Source organism: Kluyvera genomosp. 1 (assembly GCF_001266615.1).
GTDB classification, from domain to species: Bacteria; Pseudomonadota; Gammaproteobacteria; order Enterobacterales; family Enterobacteriaceae; genus Kluyvera; species Kluyvera cryocrescens_A.
Window position 1 is genome coordinate 24,828 of record NZ_LGHZ01000004.1, and the last position, 19,460, is coordinate 44,287.

The 19,460-nt window shown below is 54.0% G+C and carries 17 protein-coding genes and 1 tRNA gene; 10 read left to right on the top strand and 8 right to left on the bottom strand.

Features of this window, described 5'->3' with window-relative positions; genetic code table 11:
- Positions 1-45: 45 nt before the first annotated feature.
- Positions 46-885, top strand: a complete 840-nt coding sequence (locus tag KP80_RS02030; RefSeq protein WP_052281915.1) for a DUF817 domain-containing protein — start codon at positions 46-48, stop codon at positions 883-885.
- Between the two features lie 928 nt (positions 886-1,813).
- Here KP80_RS02030 and KP80_RS02035 read toward each other — a convergent pair.
- A tRNA-Phe gene (locus KP80_RS02035) sits at positions 1,814-1,889 on the bottom strand.
- Positions 1,890-1,994: 105 nt separating this feature from the next.
- Entirely contained in the window at positions 1,995-2,702 is a 708-nt protein-coding gene (locus KP80_RS02040; protein WP_052281916.1) for a DUF554 domain-containing protein, read from the bottom strand.
- Positions 2,703-3,130: 428 nt separating this feature from the next.
- Here KP80_RS02040 and KP80_RS02045 point away from each other — a divergent pair, with 428 nt between their 5' ends.
- Positions 3,131-5,266, top strand: a complete 2,136-nt coding sequence (locus KP80_RS02045; protein ID WP_052281917.1) for an ornithine decarboxylase — start codon at positions 3,131-3,133, stop codon at positions 5,264-5,266.
- Between the two features lie 36 nt (positions 5,267-5,302).
- Here KP80_RS02045 and KP80_RS02050 read toward each other — a convergent pair whose 3' ends face one another.
- Both KP80_RS02050 and KP80_RS02055 read right to left on the bottom strand, forming a co-directional pair.
- Positions 5,303-5,995, bottom strand: a complete 693-nt coding sequence (locus KP80_RS02050; RefSeq protein WP_052281918.1) for a response regulator — start codon at positions 5,993-5,995, stop codon at positions 5,303-5,305.
- Positions 5,985-7,622 carry an ATP-binding protein gene (locus KP80_RS02055; RefSeq protein WP_052281919.1) on the bottom strand — a complete coding sequence of 546 codons (1,638 nt, stop codon included), beginning with the start codon at positions 7,620-7,622 and terminating at the stop codon, positions 5,985-5,987. The genes KP80_RS02050 and KP80_RS02055 overlap by 11 nt, the downstream gene beginning before the upstream one ends.
- A gap of 347 nt (positions 7,623-7,969) precedes the next feature.
- Between KP80_RS02055 and KP80_RS02060 the strand changes: the two genes are divergently transcribed.
- Genes KP80_RS02060 through citG form a run of 8 tightly spaced genes read left to right on the top strand, consistent with a single transcriptional unit; the run spans position 7,970 to position 15,294 of the window.
- The gene (locus tag KP80_RS02060; RefSeq protein ID WP_052281920.1) at positions 7,970-9,331 is read left to right on the top strand and encodes a 2-hydroxycarboxylate transporter family protein; all 1,362 of its coding nucleotides are present in this window, start codon (positions 7,970-7,972) and stop codon (positions 9,329-9,331) included.
- A 21-nt stretch (positions 9,332-9,352) separates the two neighbouring features.
- Entirely contained in the window at positions 9,353-10,216 is an 864-nt protein-coding gene (locus KP80_RS02065) for a fumarylacetoacetate hydrolase family protein (protein ID WP_052281921.1), read from the top strand.
- A 13-nt stretch (positions 10,217-10,229) separates the two neighbouring features.
- A complete protein-coding gene (gene citC, locus KP80_RS02070; RefSeq protein WP_052281922.1) occupies positions 10,230-11,249 on the top strand; it encodes a [citrate (pro-3S)-lyase] ligase in 1,020 nt (339 codons plus the stop codon).
- A gap of 16 nt (positions 11,250-11,265) precedes the next feature.
- Positions 11,266-11,559 carry a citrate lyase acyl carrier protein gene (citD, locus tag KP80_RS02075; RefSeq protein WP_052281923.1) on the top strand — a complete coding sequence of 98 codons (294 nt, stop codon included), beginning with the start codon at positions 11,266-11,268 and terminating at the stop codon, positions 11,557-11,559.
- On the top strand, positions 11,556-12,431 hold the full coding sequence (gene citE / locus KP80_RS02080; protein ID WP_052281924.1) for a citrate (pro-3S)-lyase subunit beta: 876 nt from the start codon (positions 11,556-11,558) through the stop codon (positions 12,429-12,431). The genes citD and citE overlap by 4 nt, the downstream gene beginning before the upstream one ends.
- An 11-nt stretch (positions 12,432-12,442) precedes the next feature.
- The gene (citF, locus tag KP80_RS02085) at positions 12,443-13,960 is read left to right on the top strand and encodes a citrate lyase subunit alpha (protein ID WP_052281925.1); all 1,518 of its coding nucleotides are present in this window, start codon (positions 12,443-12,445) and stop codon (positions 13,958-13,960) included.
- Between the two features lie 4 nt (positions 13,961-13,964).
- Positions 13,965-14,504, top strand: a complete 540-nt coding sequence (citX, locus tag KP80_RS02090; RefSeq protein ID WP_052281926.1) for a citrate lyase holo-[acyl-carrier protein] synthase — start codon at positions 13,965-13,967, stop codon at positions 14,502-14,504.
- Positions 14,482-15,294, top strand: coding sequence for a triphosphoribosyl-dephospho-CoA synthase CitG (gene citG / locus KP80_RS02095; protein WP_052281927.1), 813 nt, complete (start codon positions 14,482-14,484; stop codon positions 15,292-15,294). The genes citX and citG overlap by 23 nt, the downstream gene beginning before the upstream one ends.
- 161 nt (positions 15,295-15,455) lie before the next feature.
- Here the strand turns inward: citG and KP80_RS02100 are convergent, their stop codons facing one another.
- From KP80_RS02100 to mutY, 4 genes are all read right to left on the bottom strand, one after another.
- On the bottom strand, positions 15,456-16,712 hold the full coding sequence (locus KP80_RS02100) for a nucleoside permease (RefSeq protein ID WP_052281928.1): 1,257 nt from the start codon (positions 16,710-16,712) through the stop codon (positions 15,456-15,458).
- Positions 16,713-16,951: 239 nt separating this feature from the next.
- A complete protein-coding gene (gene mltC / locus KP80_RS02105; RefSeq protein WP_082221708.1) occupies positions 16,952-18,031 on the bottom strand; it encodes a membrane-bound lytic murein transglycosylase MltC in 1,080 nt (359 codons plus the stop codon).
- Between the two features lie 47 nt (positions 18,032-18,078).
- Positions 18,079-18,354, bottom strand: coding sequence for an oxidative damage protection protein (locus KP80_RS02110; RefSeq protein WP_052281930.1), 276 nt, complete (start codon positions 18,352-18,354; stop codon positions 18,079-18,081).
- A 26-nt stretch (positions 18,355-18,380) separates the two neighbouring features.
- The gene (gene mutY, locus KP80_RS02115; protein WP_052281931.1) at positions 18,381-19,433 is read right to left on the bottom strand and encodes an A/G-specific adenine glycosylase; all 1,053 of its coding nucleotides are present in this window, start codon (positions 19,431-19,433) and stop codon (positions 18,381-18,383) included.
- Between the last annotated feature and the right edge of the window lie 27 nt (positions 19,434-19,460).

The following is a 19,460-nucleotide window of genomic DNA, read 5'->3' on the forward strand; positions in this document are numbered from 1 at the left end:
CTATGTTTCAGGTCCTGGATTATTAGCCGTTTTGAGGACATTTGCGTGTTCAATCGCATCGACTCGTTTTTGATAAGCCCTCCTGTCACTCACCTCGTTGGGATGAGGCGTGGCGGGCTTGAGTTTCTCTGGTTTGGTATCAAAGAACTCCGTGCCTGCCTTTTCGCTGGCCTGTTTTTCTTTGCGATATTCTGCGTCCCTCGTACAGGTCTGCTGGGGATTGCTCGCTACGATCTTCTGCTGCTGATTGCGCTGGCTATCCAGTTCATTATGGTGGCAACCCGATTGGAAACATGGGATGAGCTGAAGGCGATTACGCTCTTCCACATTCTTGGTTTTGGGCTTGAACTCTTCAAAACGTCGTCGGCAATTGGGTCATGGCATTACCCTGAAGCGGGATGGAGCAAACTGGGGGGCGTGCCATTATTCAGCGGGTTTATGTACGCCGCCGTTGGCAGCTACATTATTCAATGCTGGCGTCTTTTCGATCTGAAGATTCGCCACCATCCTCCTATTCTCTTCGCCGTTCTGCTCTCCCTGGCTATCTACGTCAATTTCTTTTCTCACCACTTCATCGGTGATTATCGCTGGTATATCGCCTGCGTGGCCGTAGGGCTTTATGCTCGCTCCAGCGTTATTTTTACACCGTATGACAGACCTTACCGTATGCCGTTACTGGTGGCTTTTATTCTGATTGGCTTCTTTATTTGGCTCGCTGAAAATCTCGGTACGCTGTTTGGTGTCTGGCAGTATCCGAATCAGATAGGAGCGTGGGCGACCGTGCATGTGGGGAAATGGGGCGCGTGGTCAATGTTGGTGATGATGACGTTTACCATCACACTTTTTTTGAAGGATATTAAGAAGCGAATTCATATCGCGCACTAGTTTTGGCGATGAGTTGCTGCGCGGCGAATAATTGAATCGGGGACACAGTAATTATCAAAACACGAGTCTGATTTGACCCAGGTTAATACAAATAATCTTTACCCGTATGCGTAAAACAAAAAGTCAGTAAGTCGTTATTATTACGTGTAATACAGGCAGGGATAACATGATTTATACTGTACTTAAATACAGTATTGACAGGCGGTTTATAACGAGTAGATTGGCCTTATCGGGAGTAAGGAATTAAGTTAAGTGTTCCTAACCGATATGCCTTTACGAGGCAAAGTAAGATGCGATAAAGGCCATGAAATGTCTTTTGTTTGGGTTCTTCAGCATTGAGCAGAAAATTGAGTCTCTGTGCGAAGAGGTTTTAAGGCCATGTAGTAAAGCTCTACAATCGCATAATGTGGACGATGGCGCGATGATGTAACGCCTTGTTGTTGATGGTTATTTCGCGGTTGGGTTGATGGCCGATACGGCATCTCAAAACGGCGAAGATAGTAAGGCAACGCATCAAAGAGTATATATCGCGCGGGTGATGTATTTATTGAGAAAAATCGTAATGATAATTCTTAATAAAAAAAACAGGATAGAAATTTTTCTAATAGGATTTCAGGAGGCTAGCAATATCTGAAGTGCTGAAATATCCTGTAAATATCTACATCTTTAGCAGTAGAATCAAATAACTAAGTTGATTAATGTTAAACCTTAATTTGAAAGTATCTTAAAAGCCCCGGTGTTTTATCGCTGGGGCTTTTTCATTTTTCGGCTTAAAATTATCAGCCAGGTATTTAACGTATTGATTATGCTGTAAGTCGCTATTTTCCCTGGTGTCTTGAATGGCGAACACCATTTACTTAATCAAAGCGATTAGGGGAAACGCCGGGTCTCTCAATCTCAAACTCACGATTTTGGGGCTTCTAAATAGTGGTGCCCGGACTCGGAATCGAACCAAGGACACGGGGATTTTCAATCCCCTGCTCTACCGACTGAGCTATCCGGGCAACGGGGCGCATTAAACCGTAATCGCCTCGACTCGTCAACGAAATTTATAAAATTTGCGGCGAGTTGCACAATCTATCACCACTTCACGCAGTTAGCACTACTTTTCAGGCAAAAAATGCCGTCCAGGCGGCGGAAATCGGCATAGCCAGCAGGAGCGCGGGCAGCATGTTGACCACTGCAAACATCTTGATGCCGCAGATGCGCAGGCCGGTTGCCAGCAGTAACAGCCCGCCAACGGCGGTAAAATCGGCCATCATCGCCGGGGTGGTGAGCGGTAGTATCAGGAAAGCGCAGAATGCCAAAGAGAGCTGGATAATCAGCATCGGCACGCTGATGGCGCAGACGGCAAAACCCAGCGAGCAGGCAAAAATCATCGCGGTAAAGAAATCGAGGAAGGATTTGGCAATCAGAATCGTGGGGTCACCGGTCATGCCTTCATGCATCGAACCAAAAATCCCGGTGCCGCTGGCGCAAAACAGCACGATGATGGCAACGAAGCTCTGAATAAAGTTCTCTTGTTGGCTACTTTGCCCGGGTTTACTCATCCGCTTTTGTACGCGAGAGACAGCGTTGTTAATGCCTTTTTCCAGGAAACAAAACTCGCCAATCAGCGCGCCGACCAGCGTTGCCAGCACCATCACCGGCATGTTTGCACATTTGATCACCAGCAGCAGACCAATACCCAGCGAGGCCAGACCAAAAATAGAGGTCATGGAAACGCGGACTCGTTCCGGTAACCGCTGGCTCAGCAGCGCGCCGAGAAGCCCGCCCACCAGCACCGCGCCTGCATTGATAAAAGGTCCAATAACCACATTCACTCCTGTTATTTATCGCTGAATCCTGCATTATTATGGACTGATTAATCGGTTCAGTGGCTATTTTCCTTGAAGTAAATGCATAAAGATTTCGTCTTGCACCCTCTGAATAAAGGTGCAATGATTGCGCGAATTTTCTCCTTTCCTGATAGGGGGCAGCCTGCAATGACATTCTTGCCATTACATCGCCAATGCCGCTTCGCTGGCTTGCGAAGGCTCTCCCGTTCCTTTGTGCTGAATTCTCCGCTCACCATGCGGTGACGGCAACGCACGCTCACTGCAGGACAACAGTAAGATTAGACGACGTCTGCTTTTACTGATGTCTGGCGGTCGGAGCTGTATTCAGCTGCACCCAGACGCTTCGTGGGGCAAAGCTTGAGGCTTTGCCCGGGGCTTTTATTCACCCTCTACGGGTCGTTGCGCTTATGAAATCAATGAATATTGCTGCCAGTCGTGAACTGGTCTCTCGTCTCTCCACCCACCGCGGCGTAGTGGCGCTGGATAGCACCGACTTTACCGATGTGGCAGCAGTCGTCATTACGGTGGCCGATAGCCACAGCGGCATTCTGGCACTTCTCAAACGTACCGGTTTTCATCTGCCGGTATTCGTGCTGACGACGGACAGTATCGCGGCCCCAGAAGGGGTTGATGCGGTCATTACCGGTAAAGAGCAAGAGTGGCTCGAGCTGGAAGCCGCGGCCTGCCGTTATGAAGACGCGCTGTTACCGCCGTTCTTCGACACGCTGACCCAATATGTTGAGATGGGCAACAGTACTTTTGCCTGCCCAGGGCATCAGCACGGCGCATTCTTTAAAAAACACCCGGCTGGCCGTCAGTTTTTTGAATTTTTCGGTGAGAACGTTTTTCGTGCCGACATGTGTAATGCCGACGTTAAGTTGGGCGATCTGCTGATCCACGAAGGCTCGGCCAAGCACGCACAAAAGTTTGCAGCGAAGGTGTTCAATGCTGACAAAACTTACTTTGTGCTCAACGGCACCTCGGCGGCCAACAAAGTGGTGACTAACGCGCTGCTGACCCGTGGCGATCTGGTGCTGTTTGACCGCAACAATCATAAGTCCAACCACCACGGTGCACTGATTCAGGCTGGGGCGACGCCGGTCTATCTGGAGGCTGCGCGTAATCCGTTCGGATTTATCGGCGGGATTGACGAGCACTGTTTTGACGATGGTTATCTGCGTGAACTTATCCGTGAAGTGGCGCCGCAAAAGGCCGATGCACCACGGCCATTCCGGCTGGCAATTATTCAACTGGGCACCTACGACGGCACCATCTACAACGCGCGTCAGGTGGTGGACAAAATCGGCCATCTGTGTGACTACATCCTTTTTGACTCCGCATGGGTAGGCTACGAGCAGTTTATCGACATGATGGCGGATACCTCGCCGCTGCTGCTGGATCTGAATGAAAACGATCCGGGCATTTTTGTGACGCAGTCCGTACACAAGCAGCAGGCCGGATTCTCGCAGACCTCGCAGATCCACAAAAAAGATAACCATATTCGCGGTCAGGCACGTTTTTGCCCGCATAAGCGGCTGAACAACGCTTTTATGCTGCACGCCTCAACCAGCCCGTTTTACCCGCTGTTCGCGGCGCTGGATATCAACGCCAAAATTCATCAGGGTGAAAGCGGCCGCCGGCTGTGGGCGGAGTGTGTGGAATTAGGGGTCGACGCGCGCAAGGCTATTGTGGCGAACTGTAAAATGATCCAGCCGTTTATCCCGCCGATCGTTGATGGTCGTCCGTGGCAGGATCATCCCACTCAAACGATCGCCCGCGAACGCCGCTTCTTTAGCTTTGCACCGGGTGCACATTGGCACGGCTTTGACGGCTACGCGCAGGATCAGTACTTTGTCGACCCGTGCAAACTACTGCTGACTACGCCGGGGATCGACGCCCAAACCGGGCGCTATACCGAATTCGGGATTCCGGCGACCATTTTGGCCCACTATCTGCGCGAGAACGGTATTGTCCCGGAGAAGTGCGATCTGAACTCGATTCTCTTCCTGCTGACCCCGGCCGAAAATCCGGAAAAACTGGCGCAGCTGGTGGCGATGCTGGGCCAGTTTGAGCAGCATATTGAAGATGACACGCCGCTGGCGGATGTGCTGCCGACTATCTACAACAAATATCCAGTGCGCTATCGTGATTACACCCTGCGTCAACTGTGCCAGGAGATGCACGATCTGTACGTCAGTTTTGACGTGAAAGATCTGCAAAAAGCGATGTTCCGCAAAGAGAGCCTGCCAGCGGTAGCGATGAACCCACAGGATGCCAATAGCGAGTTTATTCGCGGCAACGTTGAGCTGGTGCGAATCAGCGACGCAGAAGGGCGTATCGCCGCCGAGGGCGCGCTGCCGTACCCGCCGGGCGTGCTGTGCGTGGTGCCGGGTGAAGTGTGGGGTGGCGCGGTGCAGCGCTACTTCCTGGCGCTGGAAGAGGGCGTCAACCTGCTGCCCGGCTTCTCGCCGGAGCTACAGGGTGTGTACAGTGAGAAAGATGCTGACGGCATTATGCGGCTGTTTGGCTACGTGCTGAAGTAACCCGTGCGGTTTCCCCCATCCGCTGGGGATGGGGGATTATGCGTCGTTGCGGCGATACATTCTGCGCGGGTGGCCAATTTTACCGTACAGCATCTCGACGCTGAGAAAACCGGCCTCTACGCAGTGCTCCAGATATCGGCGAGTGGTGGTCTTGCTGAGCCCGGTTTCACTGACCACCTCATCCACTGAAAAACAGTGCGTCACTTTATCGTTAAACAGCTTCTGGACCCGCGCCAGCGTATTTTCCTCAATCCCTTTGCTGCCGTTGTCCTGGCGATAGTTTTTTGCCTGTAGCTGGTAGAGTGAGTCGACGTTTTGCTGATCGACTATTTTCCATACCCGCTGCTGCTCGGCGAACTGGACGAAACGTTCCAGCGACTGGCTAAGGCGTTTCCACGACACTGGTTTTAAGATGTAATCAAACGCACCGTTGCGAATGGCCTGGCTACAGGTGTCCATATCGCTGGCTGCGGTGATGAAAATGACCGAACAGTTGGCGCGCAGCAACATTGGATTGCTGATAAGCGTAATCCCCTTACCGTCCGGCAAATAGTTATCCAACAGCATCAGCTGCGGCTGTTTACTTTCCAGCTGCGACTGGGCGTCAGCAAGCGACGCGGCAATCCCCACCAGCCGCAGACGCGGGTGTTTGCTGATAAGCTCCGCGTGCAGCGCCGCCAGTTCGTTTTCATCTTCTACGATCAGTACATCGATAAGTTCATGTTGCATAGTCGATATCTTCCAGTTCCTGTGAGGTACACCGGGCATCTCCCGTGACGGGAATAAACAGTGAGAAAATGGTGCCATGGGGGGTGTTATCGGCCACTTCAATCAGACCGCCAGCCTGGGTGACGTAACTTTCGATAAGATACAGCCCGATACCGTGATCGCCCTGTGTTTTGGTGGTCACACCGCGCTCAAAGATCCGCTCGCGGATCTCCGGTTTAATGCCAATCCCCTGATCCGCCACTTCGATGATCAGCTCTCTTTCATTCAGCAGGATCAACACCTCTACCGGCTCATGGGGCAGCGGCGCCCGCTGCGTGGCTTCGATGGCGTTATCCAGCAGATTACCAATAATCGAAATGACCTCAGATTCCGCCAGCGGCGTAAACGCCTCTCTCATCGAACAACCCGGGTCGAAGCGCAGCGCCACGCCTTTCTCGCGGGCGCGGGCGGCTTTCCCTAGCAGCAGGCCGCACAGTGTCGGCGAGCTAAAGCGCGAGGAGATAAAGTCCAGCAATTCCTGGGCGTGCTCAGACTGCGCCTGAATATAGCGAATCGCCTCATCATAGCGGCCCATGTGCAATAAACCTGAAAGCGTCGTCATCCGGTTCAGCTGTTCGTGGCGCATAATGCGCAGGTTATCGGCGTAGCGTTTGACCTGGCTTAGCTGCGCGCTGAGCGAATCTATTTCGTTGCGATCGCGGAAAGTGATGACCCAGCCCTGCAGAGAATCTTCCAACATGATCCGCACGCGGCTGGCGATCACCGTCAGATCGTTAAAGTGGCAGATCTCATCGTGGGTATCCTGTCGTAGCATGGTCCCGCGGGAGAAAAAGGGCACAGGTGCTATCACTTCATCGATCAATTGCCCGCGCAGTTCGCGTGCGGGCAGGCTAAGCCCGAGCAGCTTTCTCGCCGCCTGGTTTATCACCTCTATACGCAGATTATCGTCAATGGCGATGACCCCTTCGTAAATTGACTCCATCATCGCTTTTTGCTGTCGTACCAACAGGCCGATTTCACGGGGTTCGAGGGAAAAAATCTGCTTTTTAATACTGCGGGTGAAAAACCACGAGAAAATAAACAGCGCGACGAGTAGAAGCACGGCGGCAATCAGGATATTGACCACTTTACTGACGGTAATGGTATCGAGATAGCTGGTGAGATAGCCGACTGAGACAATGCCCACCACCTGGCCACTGTCATTGAAGATAGGCGCTTTGCTGCGTAGCGAAATGCCAAGACCGCCCTGGCGAATCGTGGTGGTGCTTTTTCCCTGCAGCACTTCCGCGTTATCCCCGCCAACCAACGTTTTACCCACCCGATCGTCAAATACGGAATGATAGAGGTGCAGACCTTTATTATCGCCAATCACGATAAAGCTGGCGTCGCTGCGGGCGGCTAATTTCTGCATAAAATCATGGATTGCAGGGATGTTTTTATCCGCTACCTGTTTACGTAGGCTAGGGATGATGGCTATTTCTTCTGCCTGTATTTTTGCCCGTCCGCTCATCTCCTGATATAGCTGTTTACCCACATCGATATAATAATAGCTACCGAGCAAAGCAAACAGCACGGAGAAAAAGAGAACCAGTGAAATAAATAGTTTTATTTGAAATGATACTTTCATTACTCTCACGCACGGCAGCAACGGAAGCTAGCAATATATCATCTTTTTCTTCTGGGGCTTCCGGTTTGCCGGAAACTTGTGATCCCTTGCACAGCAAGGTTTAGAAAGAGATTTTTCTGAAAAACAGGTTCAATTAAGGTTAAATTAATAAATGTTATTTATTTGTTCAATTTAGAAAAGAAACCATAAAAACCACGCTTATAAATAAGGCGTTAATCACATTAAATAAAAGAAACCATTAAAACCATAGGTACCATTAAAACTTCGGTTTTAATATGCTTTCACTCACATAAAGTAAGCCTTTAGGCCCTTAAGCTAAAACCACAAAATAACTAAAGGGCTTCATTATGAGCACGACTGATGATTCATTCTCTGTAACCCATGAACCGATCGAAATTCAACGCCCGGCACTCAAAGAGCGCTGGTGGCATATTATGGATACGTGGAAAGTTGGTATTATTCCTCTGCCGCTGTTTGTGTTAGCGGGGGCGCTGATCGCCATTGATTGTCTGGGCGGCAAGTTGCCGAGCGATATCGTGGTGATGGTGGCAACGCTGGCGTTCTTTGGTTTTGCCTGTGGTGAATTCGGCAAACGTTTGCCGATTGTTGGCAAGCTGGGGGCGGCGGCCATCTGCGCCACCTTTATCCCCTCCGCGATGGTCTATTACGGCCTGTTGCCGGATGTCGTTGTCGAGTCGACCACCAAGTTCTACAAATCGACCAACATTCTTTATCTCTACATCTGCTGCATCATCGTCGGCAGCATCATGAGCATGAACCGTACCGTGTTGATTCAGGGCTTCCTGCGCATTTTCTTCCCGATGTTATGCGGTGAAATCGTCGGCATGATTGTCGGTATGGGCGTCGGTATGGCGCTGGGCCTCGAACCATTCCAGATCTTCTTCTTTATCATTCTGCCGATCATGGCGGGTGGTGTGGGAGAGGGGGCGATCCCGCTGTCGATCGGTTACGCCACGATATTGCATATGGATCAGGGCGTTGCGCTGGGTCGTGTTCTGCCGATGGTCATGCTCGGCGGCCTCACCGCCATCATTATCTCCGGCTGCCTGAACCAGCTCGGTAAGCGTTTCCCTCATCTGACCGGTGAAGGTCAACTGATGCCAAACCGTAACAACGCGGATAGCCAATCTTCGCAGCCCGCGTTCTCTGGCAAAACTGACGTCACCACGATTGCTTCTGGTGCACTGCTGGCGGTCCTGCTGTACATGCTGGGGATGCTGGGCCACAAGCTGATTGGCCTGCCTGCACCGGTTGGCATGCTGTTTATGGCGGTGCTGGTGAAACTGTGCAACGGCGCTTCTCCACGTCTGCTTGAAGGCTCGCAGGTCGTTTACAAATTCTTCCAGACCTCGGTGACCTACCCGATTCTGTTCGCCGTCGGCGTGGCTATCACCCCATGGCAAGAACTGGTTAACGCTTTCACCCTCAGCAACCTGCTGGTCATCGTCAGCACCGTTTCTGCACTGGTGGCGACCGGCTTCTTCGTCGGTAAAAAAATCGGTATGCACCCGATTGATGTCGCCATTGTCTCCTGCTGCCAGAGCGGCCAGGGCGGTACCGGTGACGTGGCGATTCTGACCGCCGGCAACCGTATGAGTCTGATGCCGTTCGCGCAGATTGCCACCCGTATCGGTGGGGCGATTAATGTCTCCATCTCGCTTCTGGTGCTGGGCAACTTCCTTGTTTAAACATGGTATTCAGGATTAACAATGAAACTCGCAAGCTTTATCTATCAGGGCGTTCGCAGCTACGGCATCGTGAATGCGGAAGGGATGATTGATTTAGGTCGCCGTCTTGGCGACCGCTACAGCGACCTTAAGGCGCTGTTACAGGGCAACGGGCTGGCGGATGCCACCCGTTATCTCCATGACGCGGCTGATGTGCCAATGGACGCGGTGACCTTTTTACCGGTGATTGAGCACCCGGAAAAAATCCTCTGCGTGGGCATGAACTACGCCGAAAAACGCAAAGAGTTTGACCAGCATAACCCGGCGCCCACGCTGTTTGTCCGCTTCCCGGACTCGCAGACGGCGCATAACGCACCGGTACTCAAGCCGCGCCACTCTCGCGAGTTTGACTATGAAGGCGAGCTGGCGGTGATTATCGGTAAGGGCGGTGAGAACATCAGCCGCGAAGAGGCGCTGCGTCATGTGGCGGGCTATAGCTGCTACATGGACGGCTCGGCGCGCGACTGGCAGCACACGTGGTTTACCGCGGGCAAAAACTGGCGTCAGACCGGGGCCTTTGGCCCGTGGATGGCGACCGCCGATGAAATCCCCGACCCGCACCAGCTGGCTATCCGCACATGGCTTAACGGGCGAATGGTGCAGGACGATAACACCAGCAGCATGATCCACAAAGTGGCTGAGCTGATTGAGTACATCAGCACCTTCACGCGCTTAAGCCCGGGCGACGTCATTATTACCGGCTCGCCTGGTGGCGTCGGTAAAAAGCGTAACCCGCCGCTGTTTATGCAGGAAGGGGACCGGATTGAAGTGGAGATTGAGCACATCGGCCATCTCAGCAACATCATCATGGAAGCGCCAGCGAACACGCTGACGGCAGCGCACTAAGTAAGGCGGCACGATGCACACGCAACTCCCAATCGACTTTCGAGTCACTCTGGTGGCGAAACACCCGGAACGGCTCGCACAGATTCGTTCACTGCTGGTGGATAGCGGGCTGGGGATGGACAGCGATATCACGCTGTTTGTGGAAGCCTGGGCCGATACGGCGCTGGTGGGATGCGCGGGGCTGGCGGCTAACGTCATTAAATGCGTCGCGGTGGATGAGCGTCTGCGCGGCGCCAATCTGAGCGCACGCCTGCTGGCGGAAGTGGAAAACGTCGCGTTGGCGCGCGGCGATTTCCATCTCTTTCTCTGCACTCGCCCTTGTAATAAAGAGCGCTTTGGCCGCAGTGGTTTCTGGCCAATTGCGCAAAGTGGGAATAACGCGGTACTGATGGAAAACACCCCGCAGGGTATCGAACGCTATTGCCGCATGCTGGGCATGAAACGCCAGCCGGGAAACATCGTCGGGTCCATTGTGATGAACGCCAACCCGTTCACCCTCGGTCATCGTCACCTGGTGGAGCAGGCCGCAAGCCAATGTGACTGGCTGCACCTGTTCGTGGTGCGGGAAGACGCGTCGTTCTTCCCATTTCGTGCACGGCTGGAGATGGTTCGTGCTGGCGTCGCGCATCTGCGCAACGTCACCGTGCATGAAGGGTCGCAATACATCATTTCTCGCGCCACTTTCCCGGCCTATTTCCTCAAAGAGTCCGGCAAGGTGCAGCAGGCGTGGAGCGAAATCGACGTGCTGATTTTCCGCAATTACATCGCGCCAGCGCTGGGGATCACCAACCGCTTTATTGGCTCAGAGCCGTTTTGCGCCGTCACTCATCAGTACAACCAGACGCTGCACGCGCTGCTGGCCGGCAGCGTGGCTGTGGTGGAAATTCCGCGCATCAAAATGATGGGGAGCGCCATTTCGGCATCGGAAGTCCGCCGCTTACTTAAAACACAGCAGTTTTCTCGTATTCGGGACATTGTCCCGGAATCGACTTTCGCGCATCTCGAAATGCATTACAGCGCAGAAGTTGCATAACTATCAGGACATTATCATGAAAATCGTAAGGGAGGCGCTGGCCGGAACGCAGGAGTCCAGCGACCTGATGGTGAAAATCGCCCCCGCCGACGGCGAGCTGGAGATTGTCATCCACAGTGAAGTGATGAAGCAGTTTGGTGAACAAATCCGCCAGGTGGTGGAAGAGACATTGCAGGCGATGGCAGTACATCAGGGGCTGATTATTGTCGAAGATAAGGGCGCTCTGGACTGTGTGATTCGCGCCCGTTTGCAAAGCGCGGTTCTGCGCGCAGCTGAGACCCAACAGATAACGTGGGAGGCGCTGCAATGAGTACGCTTCGCCGCAGTATGCTGTTCCTGCCGGGGGCCAACGCCGCCATGCTTTCAACCGCGTTCATCTACCGTCCGGACTCCATCATGTTCGATTTAGAAGATGCGGTGGCGCTGCGTGAAAAAGACAGCGCCCGCCTGCTGGTCTTCCACGCGTTGCAGCACCCGATGTATCAGGATATTGAAACCGTTGTTCGCATTAACCCGCTGAATACGCCGTTTGGCCTGCTCGACCTGGAAGCAGCGGTGCGCGGCGGTGTTGATGTTATCCGTCTGCCAAAAACCGACACCCCGGAAGATATCGACGAGCTGGAAGGACATCTTGCGCGTATTGAGCGAGAGTGCGGCCGCGAGGTGGGCTCTACCCGCGTGATGGCGGCCATTGAATCGGCGATTGGCGTGATTAACGCCGTGGCGATTGCCCGCAGCTCACCGCGCCTCATCGGTATCGCGCTAGCGGCGTTTGACTACGTGATGGATATGCAGACCGAACGCGGTGACGGCACCGAGTTGTTCTACGCGCGCTGTGCGGTGCTGCACGCGGCTCGCGCGGCCGGTATCGATGCCTTCGACGTAGTGTGGTCCGACGTTAATGACGAAGCCGGATTCCTGCGCGAAGTGGAATTGATCCGCAAGATGGGCTTCAACGGCAAATCGCTGATTAACCCGCGCCAGATTGATTTGCTCCACAACGCCTACGCGCCAACTCAACAGGAAGTCGACCACGCCCAGCGGGTGATTGAAGCGGCGGAAGAGGGCGCGCGTATCGGTTTGGGCGTGGTATCGCTCAACGGAAAAATGGTGGATGCGCCAATCATTGACCACGCGCAAAGGGTACTTGAACGCGCGGCGGCTTCTGGCGTACGTCGTTAAGGATAAAAACAATGAATCAGACTGAACTTCTGCACCTCAATTTTCCCCATTTACGGGAACTTAAGCCATTTGACTCGGCTCATCATGCCACCCCGTGGCTGTCCGATCTGGACGCGAAATATCATCGTAAGCTCTGCGACACCGTTGAACAGGCGGTTGAACGCTGCGGACTGAAAAATGGAATGACTATCTCGTTTCACCACGCGTTCCGCGAAGGAGACCGGGTGATCAATAGTGTGGTGGCGAAGCTTGCGCAGATGGGATTCAAAAATCTGACCCTGGCGTCCAGCTCGCTAATGACCTGTAACGATGCGCTGATTGAGCATATCGAAAGTGGTGTGATTACCCGCATCTACACCTCCGGTATGCGTGGCAAGCTGGCGGATGCGATCTCCCATGGGTTGATGGATGAGCCGGTACAAATTCACTCCCACGGAGGCCGCGTGAAGCTACTCCAGGACGGCGAGCTGAATATCGATGTGGCATTTCTGGGCGTACCGTGCAGCGATGAATTTGGTAATGCCAACGGCACGCACGGCAAATCGTGCTGCGGTTCGCTGGGCTACGCGATGGTGGATGCCCACTTTGCCCGCAAGGTCGTGTTGCTCACCGAAGAACTGGTGCCGTTCCCCAATATGCCCGCCAGCCTGGTGCAGGATCAGGTGGACTATATCGTGCAGGTTGAGAGCGTTGGCGACCCGGCAAAAATCAGCGTCGGCGCGGCACGTGTGACCAGCAACCCACGCGAGCTGATGATCGCCCGCTATGCGGCAGATGTGATTGAACACTCCGGCTACTTTGTTCCTGGTTTCTCGATGCAGACCGGCTCCGGCGCGGCGGCAACCGCCTGTACGCGCTTTATGGAAGAGAAAATGGAGCGCAGCGGCGTGACGGCAAGCTTCGCGCTGGGCGGTATTACCGGCGGGCTGGTGGATCTGCATGAAAAAGGGCTGATCGGCAAACTGCTCGATACCCAATGTTTTGACGGGCAGGCGGCGGCATCGCTGGCGCGTAACCCCAATCACGTGGAGATCTCTACCAATGTCTACGCCAATCCGGGGAGCAAAGCGGCGAGCTGTGACCGGCTTGATGTGGTGATCCTCAGCGCGCTGGAAATTGATGTCGATTTCAACGTGAACGTGATTACCGGCTCCGACGGCGTGATGCGCGGTGCATCCGGTGGCCACTGTGACGTGGCGGCCGCCGCTAACCTGACCATCGTGGTCGCGCCGCTGCTACGCAGCCGTATTCCGACGGTGGTCAAACGCGTGACGACGCGGCTGACTCCGGGGGAAAGTATCGATGTGCTGGTTACCGACCACGGGATCGCGGTCAACCCGGCACGCCCGGAAATCCGTGAACGGCTGGTCGCGGCAGGGCTGAAAATCGTCGATATCGAAGCGCTGTATGCCCGTGCGGTCTCGCTGACCGGTATGCCTAAACCGATTGAGTTCACCGATAAAATCGTCGGCGTCGTTCGTTACCGCGATGGTAGCGTGATTGATACCGTACGGCAGGTGAAGGAGTAACGTGATGACGACAATGACACCCGTGAAAATGGGTGTCAGCCTTGATGCGCTACTGGCGGCAAAAGAGAACCGCGCGGCGCGTCAGGCTGACTGGTTAACCCACTATCAACAACCGGTAATTTCACTCACCCTGGTGACGCCGGGAGCGATTAAAAACAGCCCGCGCTATCGCAATACGATGGGCGTGGCGCTGCAAATGTGCGATCAAATGCTGTGGCAAAACGGCTGGTCGGTGCGTGATCGCCAGGTCTTGTGGCTGCCTACCGGGCCGGAAGCGATGTGGTGCGTGGCGCATCAGGCACCAGAGATAAAAGCGCACTGTGCGGCGCTAGAGCAGACGCATCCGCTGGGGCGTCTGTGGGATCTGGATGTGATTTGCCCGCAGGCGGGTCACATTGGGCGATTGTCCCTCGGGCGACATCTGCGGCGCTGCCTGATTTGCGATGAACCTGCGCACGCCTGCTCCCGCTCGCGTAAGCATCCGGTTGATGAGGTGGTGGCCTGCGTGGAGAAGATGATTGATGACTGGTTTAATCGCGATTAAACCCCGCACGGTTGATGTCCCGGCACTGGCGGAAGAGGCGCTGTGGCAGGAACTGGAGCTGACGCCAAAACCGGGGTTGGTGGATAAGCTCAACAACGGTGCGCACCGGGATATGGATCACGCGCTGTTCGTCCGCAGTATTCAGGCGATTAGCCCGTGGTTTCGACGCTTTGCCGAGCTGGGTGAGAGCAACGCTCATTTGCCGGTAGACCAGCAGCTACGGCTTATCCGGCCGATGGGTATGGCCTGTGAACAGGCCATGTACCGGGCAACAAACGGTGTGAATACGCATAAAGGCGGCATTTTTGCGCTGGGACTCTTGTGCTTTGCGGCCGGGCGGTTGGAGGAAGTGAGCCAGTCGAGTCTATGCCGCGAAGTGAGTGCTATCTGTGATGGGCTGGTGGCTCGAGAATTGGCGACACAACGCTCGCGGGCAACGGCCGGGGAGCGCCAGTTTCATCAGTTTGGCCTGACCGGTGCGCGTGGTGAGGCCCAGAGCGGCTTTGCCACGGTGCGGCGCGTGTTGCCCAACTGGAATCGCCGTGGCCTACATACGCTGTTGCTGCGCTTAATGGCCGTGAATCCAGACAGTAATTTGGTGTCGCGCGGCGGTATGAGTGGGCTACGTTATGTGCAAGGGTACGCCCAGCGGTTGTTGGCTCAGGGTTGGGATGAACGAGATTTAGCAGCGATGGATGAGGCGCTAATTGAGCGGAATTTAAGCCCCGGCGGCAGCGCGGATTTGCTGTCGGTGGGATGGGTGCTGTCGGGCATCCCCCCCTCACCCTAACCCTCTCCCCGAAGGGGAGAGGGGACAGTCAGGTGCGTTTTTGAACTGTAATATATCGAATGTTGTCCTCCCCGTGGGGGAGAAGGTACTGCCAGGTACGGTATTTAACAGTAGCGTGATGTCTTTCCCCCTCTCCCCTGCAGGGAGAGGGGACGGACGCCTTAGTGCGTGACCGGCACCGCACCAGGAGCGACACGCTCGTGTTTGTATTTGAACAGACCAACAAACGCTACGGCCAGAACCAGAGAGTAGCCGGCGAAAATCAGCCACACGCTCTGCCAGTCAGTAATACCGTCAACGGTATACATCTCAACCACTTTTCCGCTGACCATACCGCCGAGGATGCAGCCGAAGCCGTTAGTCATCATCAGGAACATACCCTGCGCACTGGCGCGGATTTCCGGTTTCACTTCTTTCTCCACGAACACGGAACCGGAGATATTGAAGAAGTCAAAGGCACAGCCGTAAACAATCATCGACAGCACCAGCAGTACGGTGCCGAAAGCTGACGGGTCGCCATAAGCAAAGAGACCAAAGCGCAGCATCCACGCGAAGATACTGATCAGCATCACGTTCTTAATGCCATAACGGCTCAGGAAGAACGGAATGGTCAGGATGAACAGTGTTTCGGAGATCTGTGAAATCGACATCATCACCGAGGCGTGCTGCACGATAAAGCTGGTTGCGAACAGCGGATCTTTATCGAAGCTGTGCAGGAAGGTGTTGCCGAACATATTGGTGATCTGCAGCTCCGCGCCTAACAGCATGGAGAAGACAAAGAAGATCGCCATACGCTTGTTTTTAAACAGCGCGAAGGCATCCAGACCCAGCATGCTGCTCCAGCTCTGTTTTGCCTGCTGATTTGAGACCGGAATATGCGGCAGCGTCAGCGTGAACAGCGCCAGCACCACGGAGAGCGCAGCACCGATATACAGCTGCATGTGGCTCAGTTCGAAACCGGCAAAGCTCACGGCCCACATTGCCAGAATAAAGCCGATGGTGCCCCAGATACGAATCGGTGGGAAGTCGGTCACGATGTCCATACCGGCTGATTTCAGGCGGTAGTAGGAGATGGTGTTAATCAGGCCGAGCGTTGGCATATAGGCCAATGAGTTCAGCAAGATAACCATAAACATGGCGCTTGGCGTGGTGACCTCGGCAGCCATAAATAGCGTTCCGGCACCGACCAGGTGGCAGATGGCATAGACCCATTTGGCGCTGATCCATTTATCCGCGACGATGCCTAAAAGTGTAGGCATAAAGACGGCGGCAATCCCCAGTGAGCTATAAACTGCACCGATAGAAGCCCCGTCGAACTTCAGCGTCACAAACATGTATGAACCTAGCGTTGTCAGCCAGCTCCCCCAAAGGCAGAACTGCAGAAACGACAATATCTTAAGCTGCAGCTTTAAATTCATGTTGTTTTCCTCACAAGAATGGCGGGATTATGTTTTTTTAATAACATTAAGAGGTGGTGTTTGTGGCGATTCTAGCAATGGGTGTGAGGGGACATTGTTAAGCACCGCATAAAATTGCAATTATTTTCACTTTGCACAACGAAATAGTGACAAACGTAACATTTTTGCGCGGAAAAGGTGGGGAAGACCATCTTCCCTCCAGATAATTAGAGGTCAGATGGTCTGCATTGTGGCAATGGTTACTTGCGGCGATAGCCCTTCTGGGCGGAGTTCACCTTGTAGAGGTAGCGGCGCGATTCAGCCGACGGATGGCGGGTGGTCAGCGTCTGGTAGACGTCGCCCGGTGCCATGCTGTTGATGATATTCGCCGCCTGTACCTTATCGTTGGAGAAGACGCGCAGCACGCTACCCGCGCCGCCGTTGTAGGCGGTGATGACCGCGTATCGGCGTGAGGTTGGGTTATCGATACCACCCAGGTAGATGTTATTGAGGATTGCCAAATAGGCCGTACCGGTGTCGATGTTGCTGGCCGGATCGAACAGGAAGCTTCGGCTCGGCGTACCGGATTTGCCCTGCGAGCGGAATACATCTTTCCCGGCGGTGTGCTGGACGACCTGCATCAGACCCATCGCATCGGAACGACTCACCGCATATGGGTTGAATGAGGATTCGGTTTGCATAATGGCCAGAATCAGCGATTCATCAATGCCATACTTACGCGACGCCTGACGCACCATACCTAAATATTTATGCGCACGCTTATCGAGGTGGTTGGGGACCAGGTTGATGGTTACGCTGTAGATAATGTGCAGGCCGCTGCTGCGTTTTTTCAGCCGCGTTTGCAGCAGATAATCCGCAAAGCGCTCTGCGCGCCACTGCCAGCGAATGGCTTCGCCGTTGTTATCCACGACCTGACCGTAGAGGAACGGCTCTTTGGAGATTTGGATATCGTCGGCGTCGGAGTAGAGGTCAACTGAACCCGGATCGTCACCCATTAACAACGTGGTGATAATGGCCTGACGCAGACGCGCAGCAGGTTCAGTGCCGGCGATGGTCTCAACGGTAATCGTACCGTCGTCGAAGTTAATGTGGCTGCGCGTCTGGTAGCCGTCGGTATACTTTACGTAGTCCTTCGGACCGGCTATCAGAACCTCGTTAAAGCCCCAAATGTTTTCAATATTATGGGCGAACTGCCCCATCAAAATATCAAAACCGTTGGTGTCTTTTACCCACGCCTCGTTATAGGTATCACCCTTTTTATTCGAGGAGCAGGAGACAAGCAGCGGCGCTATCAACGCCAGAGCAAATAGTTTTTTCATCATTCCGGGAGCGCGTGTTGTTGTGGTCTTAGAAAGGCCGTCAGGCCTTACTGTTTTTCAGGTGGCGTGTAGCCTTCAATGTGCACATCTTTACCCTCAAACAGGAAATTGACCATTTCCTCTTCCAGCAGTTTGCGATGTTCCACGTTCATCATATTGAGTTTCTTTTCATTGATGAGCATGGTTTGCTTGTGCTGCCACTGTTTCCAGGCCTCTTTCGAGATCTCGTTATAAATACGTTTGCCCAGTTCGCCTGGGTACAGCTGAAAATCCTGCCCTTCGGCTTCTTGTTGCAGGTAAGTACAAAAAATCGTTCTGCTCATAATCAATCCTCTTATGGCGCCAAACTCTACACGAGTGAATCGGCGCGTAACTGCTGCAACAGGCGCTCAACCGGTGCGGCCAGCCCGACGGCGGGTGGCTGGGCTAAGTTATACCAGAGAGCGCTGCCTTCATCCATGCATGACGTAAATGAGGACACGCTAAGCCACATTGGCACAATATCCAGATGGAAATGGCTAAACGTATGGCGAAACGCGGTAAGTTGGGTCAGCTTATCGGCGGGGATCTGTCGTTCGCTCAACCAGTCGCGTAACGCTTGCTCATCGGCAAACTGCGGGAAACAGTATAGACCGCCCCACAGACCGCTTGGCGGACGCTGCTGTAAAAACACCTCGCGACCCTGCTGCATCATCAGAAAATAGCCGGTACGCTCTGGGATAGTCTGCTTTGGCTTTTTACCCGGATATTGCGCCCAGCTACCGTTCGCCGATGAAATGCAGCCGTTGTCCAGTGGACACAGCGTACACTTAGGTTTTGAGCGGGTGCAGACCATCGCGCCCAGATCCATCATCGCCTGGTTAAAGCGCGAGACGCCTTCGGCTGGCGTCACCTGTTCGCTTAATTCCCATAGCTTTTTCTCGACCTCTTTTTTCCCCGGCCAGCCGTCCACCGCATAACAGCGGGCCAGCACGCGCTTAACGTTGCCGTCGAGGATCGGGAAATGTTTACCGAGCGAGAGTGACAATATCGCCCCCGCGGTAGAACGGCCTACGCCAGGTAGTGCCGCCACTTCCTCGAAGGTTTCCGGGAAGCGCCCATGGTGCAGCGTGGCGACCTGCTGCGCGGCTTTATGCAGGTTACGCGCGCGGGCATAGTAGCCAAGCCCCGTCCACAGATGCAGTACGTCATCTAACGGCGCGTTGGCCAGATCGGTGACGGTAGGAAAGCGTGACATGAACCGTTCAAAATAGGGGATAACTGTGGCAACCTGCGTTTGTTGCAACATGACCTCAGACAGCCATACTTTGTAAGGCGTCTTTTCAATTTGCCAGGGCAGAGTTTTACGCCCGTATTTGTCGTACCAGTCCAGCACCTGGGCTGAGAATTGCGCGGCTTGCATGGTCAAAGCAGGGATTCCACCATCGTT

Coding starts and splice junctions, on each gene's coding strand:
- KP80_RS02050 (WP_052281918.1), bottom strand. CDS start 5,995: ATGCAACATGAACTTATCGATGTACTGATCGTAGAAGATGAAAACGAA.
- citE (WP_052281924.1), top strand. CDS start 11,556: ATGAGTACGCTTCGCCGCAGTATGCTGTTCCTGCCGGGGGCCAACGCC.
- KP80_RS02100 (WP_052281928.1), bottom strand. CDS start 16,712: ATGAATTTAAAGCTGCAGCTTAAGATATTGTCGTTTCTGCAGTTCTGC.
- KP80_RS02055 (WP_052281919.1), bottom strand. CDS start 7,622: ATGAAAGTATCATTTCAAATAAAACTATTTATTTCACTGGTTCTCTTT.
- mutY (WP_052281931.1), bottom strand. CDS start 19,433: ATGCAAGCCGCGCAATTCTCAGCCCAGGTGCTGGACTGGTACGACAAA.
- citC (WP_052281922.1), top strand. CDS start 10,230: ATGCACACGCAACTCCCAATCGACTTTCGAGTCACTCTGGTGGCGAAA.
- KP80_RS02045 (WP_052281917.1), top strand. CDS start 3,131: ATGAAATCAATGAATATTGCTGCCAGTCGTGAACTGGTCTCTCGTCTC.
- citD (WP_052281923.1), top strand. CDS start 11,266: ATGAAAATCGTAAGGGAGGCGCTGGCCGGAACGCAGGAGTCCAGCGAC.
- KP80_RS02065 (WP_052281921.1), top strand. CDS start 9,353: ATGAAACTCGCAAGCTTTATCTATCAGGGCGTTCGCAGCTACGGCATC.
- KP80_RS02110 (WP_052281930.1), bottom strand. CDS start 18,354: ATGAGCAGAACGATTTTTTGTACTTACCTGCAACAAGAAGCCGAAGGG.
- citF (WP_052281925.1), top strand. CDS start 12,443: ATGAATCAGACTGAACTTCTGCACCTCAATTTTCCCCATTTACGGGAA.
- mltC (WP_082221708.1), bottom strand. CDS start 18,031: ATGAAAAAACTATTTGCTCTGGCGTTGATAGCGCCGCTGCTTGTCTCC.
- KP80_RS02060 (WP_052281920.1), top strand. CDS start 7,970: ATGAGCACGACTGATGATTCATTCTCTGTAACCCATGAACCGATCGAA.
- citG (WP_052281927.1), top strand. CDS start 14,482: ATGACTGGTTTAATCGCGATTAAACCCCGCACGGTTGATGTCCCGGCA.
- citX (WP_052281926.1), top strand. CDS start 13,965: ATGACGACAATGACACCCGTGAAAATGGGTGTCAGCCTTGATGCGCTA.